We start from the raw sequence: 4,342 nt of genomic DNA, 5'->3' as shown, positions 1-4,342 counted from the left end.
AAACGGTGACAGTATACTTAACTTCACCAGAATCACCTGTTTGTCAATTGATCTCCCAAGGGGCCTACCGCTGTCCGGACCCCCGCGCCAACCCTCCGCGCTGCAATTGCTATGGTTGAAGGAGGCGTCAGCAATGCAGCCGTGACGGCTCCGGAGGGGAACGATGTCGACAACCATGAGCAACCCGGCCGAGCGAGCCCCAGTAGAGCCCGGGGCATCAACCGAGCCCCAGGCATCAGCAGAGACTCCGGAACCGCGGGTTGTCGATAACGTCTGGATCACGCTGTCGGACGGCTGCTCTCTGGCGGCCAAGCTGTGGCTGCCGGCGGATGCCGAGGAAAACCCGGTGCCGGCGGTGCTGGAGTACATTCCGTACCGCAAGCGCGACCACAAGGCCATCCGTGATGCGGAGATCCATGGCTTTTTCGCCCGCCATGGCTACGCCGGGGTGCGGGTCGATCTGCGCGGCAGCGGCGACTCCGAAGGCGTGCTTCGGGACGAGTATCTGGAGCGGGAGCTGCAGGACGGGCTGCAGGTGCTGCGCTGGATCGCAGATCAGCCCTGGTGCAGCGGCAAGGTGGGGCTCTTCGGGCTGTCCTGGGGCGGCTTCAACGGGCTCCAGATGGCCGCCCTGCAACCTCCGGAGCTGGGGGCGGTGATCTCCGTGTGCTCGTCGGACGACCGCTATGCCGACGATGTCCACTACATGGGCGGCTGCCTGCTGACGGATAACCTCTCGTGGGCGTCCACCATGTTCGGCTTCAATTCCTGCCCGCCTGACCCGGCGGTGGTGGGTGAGCGCTGGCGGGAGATGTGGCTGGAGCGCCTGGAGGGCAGCGGGCTGTGGATCAAGAATTGGCTGGAGCACCAGCGCCGCACCGAGTTCTGGAAGCACGCATCCGTGTGCGAGGACTACAGCGCCATTCAGGTGCCGGTGATGGCCGTGAGCGGTTGGGCAGACGGCTATTCCAACACCGTGTTTCGGCTGTTGGAGCATCTCTCGGTGCCGCGCCGGGGGCTCGTGGGGCCCTGGGGGCATAAGTATCCGCATATGGGCGGCCCGGGTCCGGCCATCGACTTTCTCGGCGAATGCGTGCGCTGGTGGGATCAGTGGCTCAAGGGCGAGGACCGCGGCGTGGACCAGGACCCGATGCTGCGAGCCTGGATGCTGGATCGCCGTGATCCTTACTCGCCGGAGACCACCGGCCGCTGGGTGGCTGAGGCGTCCTGGCCGAGTCCTGACATCGAGCGTCGCGCGTACCGCCTGGCCCGTGCTGCACTGGTGCCGGATGATGCCAGCACCAGCACCGCCGGTGCCGAGCTGAGCATCAAAAGCCCCCTGAGCGTCGGCCTCTTCGCAGGCAAGTGGTGCTCCTATGCCGAGACCACGGATCTGCCTTCGGACCAGCGCTTGGAGGATGGCGGCTCACTGGTGTTCGACACAGAGCCCCTTGCGGACGACTTGTCCATTCTCGGCGCGCCCGAGGTGGAGCTGGAGCTCGCCGCTGATCAGCCCGTCGCTATGGTAGCCCTGCGTCTGTCCGACATCGGCCCGGACGACCGGGTCACCCGCGTTACCTTCGGCGTGCTCAATCTCACTCATCGCGACGGCCACGAGACGCCGGCGCCCTTGGAGCCGGGCCGCCGGTACCGGGTGCGGGTGCAGCTGAACGACATCGGGCAGCGGTTTTTCGCCGGGCACCGCATTCGGCTCGCCATCTCCAGTTCTTACTTCCCGCTCGCCTGGCCCTCACCCGAGCCCGCTCGGCTCACCCTGGATGTCGAGGGCTGCCGGCTGTATCTGCCGGTGCGCGCGCCGAAGCCCGGGGATGCCGAGCTTCGCGACCTTGGGGCGCCGCGCAGCGCACCAGCGCCGGCGCACACCCTGCTGGTGCCGGCGGAGCGCCACTGGACCGTCCGCCACAACCTGGCCAACAACGAGGTGGCACTGGATGTGGTCAACAACGACGCGCGCGTGCGCCTCGACGACATCGGCCTTGCGTACGGGCGCAAAGTGGAGGAATGCTGGAGCTACAAGAACGAGCGCTACGAGACCGTACGCGGCGAGGTGGTGCACGAGCGCAGCTTCGAGCGCTCCGGCGTCGCCGGGGTCGACGACTGGTCGGTGCGCAGTGTCACCCGCACAGTGCTCACCTCCACGCCGACGCATTTCTTGATCCGCGCCACGCTCGACGCCTTTGAGGGCGATGTGCGGGTGTTCGAAAAGAGCTGGGACGAGGCCATTCCGCGGGATCTGATCTGATCCGATCCGGGCCGGCGCTGGCGGACCGCCCTGACGCGGCCCCGGTGCCCACACCCACGGTAGGGAAAAGCGATCCAGCCAGGAGCAACCCATGTCAGCGACGCCCATCAGTTGCGCGAGGTCATGCCCCTGTGCCGGGCGCGTCACGCGCGTGCCGGACGCCGACGCCATCGCCCGGGTCATGGAGCGCCAGCCGGGCACCATCGTCAACGTCGCCGTCGAGCCCGGCCAGCACCTCCAGGAGCTGCAGGGGCAGGACCAGTACAGCGTGGAGATGGCGCAGATCCTCATCGGCGCCCGTGATCAGCTGGAGCTGGTGGACAAGTACCGCGACGCCCTGGGGACCCTGGAATTCGGCATCGAGCGGGACGAGCCCGGGGCGGTGAGCCGGTGAACGGCAACCCACATGGAAATCGTCGGGCATCCTGAGTCGGCGGCCTGATCCACGCGGGCTGTTTCCCTGCAAATGCTAAGCTTTTAGGCGAAGGGTCGCGCCCTTCCGGGGAAGACCACGCGGCCCGCGAACCGCTTTGGAGGTGTCCTGTGAAACGGATTCGTCTCGTGCTTCTGCTCGCGCTGGCAGCCATGCTGGCCGCACCGTCCGTTACCGCTGACAGCATCCTGATGGCGAGGCAATTCGCGTTCCTGTTCCAGGGCGTGGACGGGCCGCAAGCGGGCAAGGCTCTCCACCTGATGAAGCCCGCGGAGCTCGTGACGCGGCTCAAGCGCGGCGAGCGGATCATCGCCCTCGACGTGCGCACCCCCGCGGAGGCAGCCGTTTACGGCATGACCCTGCCGGAAACGCTGGCGATCCCGATCAACCGCCTGTTCATGCCCGAGAACCTGCGCCGCGTGCCCAGGGACAGGCTGGTGCTGGTGGTCTGCAAGTCCGGCACCCGGGCCACCGCGGCCGGGACCGCCCTGCGGGCCGTGGGCTTCAGCAATGTCTATGTGCTGAAGGGCGGGCTTGCCGCCCTCGGTGGTTATCTGAGCCCGGTTACCGCCAACGCGCCGGTCGCCGCCGCGGGGAAGTAGCGCAGCCTGCCGCGCCGCAACGCTGCGCTGCCGCGGGGCTTACCGCTCCGGTCACCGTAAGGCCTCGCGCGGACAGCATCCTACGGGTTGGCCGCGGCCCGGCCCGCTTCCGTTGCCCGTTGCAGCCCTTCGCGGAACCGATCGAAGCCGTGGCGCACGGCGGTCGCCGGCGCCGCGGTGGCGAGGCTCACGACGACAATGGCGAGGGTCGCGAAGAGCACGCCCGGCACGATCTCGTAGAGCTCGAAGATCCCGCCCGGAATCTGCTTCCAGACCACGACGGTGACGCCGCCGACGATGATGCCGGCGAGCGCCCCGGCCCAGTTCATGCGCCGCCAGTACAGGCTCAGCACCAGCACCGGGCCGAAGGCGGCGCCGAAGCCCGCCCAGGCATAGCCCACCAGACCGAGCACAGTGCTGCCGGGGTCGAAGGCCAGGAGCAGCGCCACCACGGCCAACACCACCACGGCCGCGCGGCCGATGGCCACGATCTCCCATTGGCTCGCCCGCGGGCGCAGGAGCTTGCGGTAGAAGTCTTCCGCCAGGGCCGAGGACGACACCAGGAGCTGCGAGTCCGCGGTGGACATGATGGCGGCGAGGATGGCCGCCAGCAGTACCCCCGCGATGACCGGATGGAAGAGGGCGTTCACCAGCACCATGAAGATGGTCTCGGCGTCGCCGAGCTCGCCGCCGGCGTTGGTCTGGATCCAGGCCGCGCCGGCGAGACCCACCAGCACTGCGCCGCCCATGCTGAGCCCGGTCCAGGTCACGGCGATGCGCCGCGCCGTCGGCACGTCCGCGCCGGAGCGGATGCCGGCGAAGCGCGCCAGGATGTGCGGCTGGCCGAAGTAGCCGAGCCCCCAGGCCGCGAGCGAGACGATGGCGATGGTGCTGAGCGCCTTGCCCTCGTTGTCCCGCCACAGGGTCAGCAGCTCCGGGTTGTGCGCGTTCAGCGTGCTCGCCAGCGGGCCGATGCCGCCGTCCGCGCTGATGGCGATGACGGGCACGATCAGCAGCGCCGCGGCCATCAGCAGCCCCTGCACC

Annotated in this window: 3 protein-coding genes and 1 pseudogene; 3 read left to right on the top strand and 1 reads right to left on the bottom strand. The window is 68.5% G+C overall.

The features are described 5' to 3' along the window. The first annotated feature begins 163 nt into the window (after positions 1-163). From I6U14_RS13470 to I6U14_RS13460, 3 genes are all read left to right on the top strand, one after another. Positions 164-2,263: a CocE/NonD family hydrolase gene (locus I6U14_RS13470; protein ID WP_296900036.1), complete on the top strand. Its 2,100-nt coding sequence runs from the start codon at positions 164-166 to the stop codon at positions 2,261-2,263. 91 nt (positions 2,264-2,354) lie between these two features. Beyond that, entirely contained in the window at positions 2,355-2,657 is a 303-nt protein-coding gene (locus I6U14_RS13465; RefSeq protein ID WP_296900035.1) for a hypothetical protein, read from the top strand. Positions 2,658-2,806: 149 nt separating this feature from the next. Continuing rightward, positions 2,807-3,298 (top strand): rhodanese-like domain-containing protein, encoded by a 492-nt coding sequence (locus tag I6U14_RS13460; protein ID WP_296900034.1) that lies wholly within the window; start codon positions 2,807-2,809, stop codon positions 3,296-3,298. Between the two features lie 80 nt (positions 3,299-3,378). Here the strand turns inward: I6U14_RS13460 and I6U14_RS13455 are convergent. After that, positions 3,379-4,342 (bottom strand): annotated as a pseudogene (locus tag I6U14_RS13455) (sodium:proline symporter); the annotation flags it as partial.

The sequence above is a fragment of the Thiohalocapsa sp. genome, from assembly GCF_019695415.1.
In the GTDB taxonomy this organism is placed as follows: domain Bacteria; phylum Pseudomonadota; class Gammaproteobacteria; order Chromatiales; family Chromatiaceae; genus Thiohalocapsa.
This window is presented reverse-complemented; position numbering and strand designations above follow the sequence as displayed.